Consider the following 273-nt stretch of genomic DNA (forward strand, 5'->3'; position numbering starts at 1 on the left):
ATCGAGACCAACGCGCAGACCACCGAGCTCGATGTAGCCGAAGCGCAGCGTGCCGGTTGAGCCGGAATCGTTGCCGTCAGACCACTGGAAGCGCGTTTCGATGTAGGTCTTCAGAGTACCAAGTTCGGTTTCCGAAGCCGTCGAGAAACGAAGGGTTGCACGAGCGGTCTTGGCATAAGTGTCGCGGTCTTTACCGCCCAGAATGAGCGCTGCACCACCATCAGGCAGGCGCGAGAAGCTTCCGCCGCGGGCATAAACGTCGTCGCCACCCTT

The 273-nt window shown here is 60.1% G+C and carries 1 protein-coding gene; it reads right to left on the reverse strand.

The annotated features are described in order from the left end of the window. On the reverse strand, positions 1–273 hold a 273-nt coding region (locus tag SB822_RS57090; RefSeq protein WP_410859105.1), incomplete at both ends, for a porin.

Origin of the sequence: Paraburkholderia sp. SIMBA_054, assembly GCF_046534875.1 — a bacterium.
Classification (GTDB): domain Bacteria; phylum Pseudomonadota; class Gammaproteobacteria; order Burkholderiales; family Burkholderiaceae; genus Paraburkholderia; species Paraburkholderia hospita.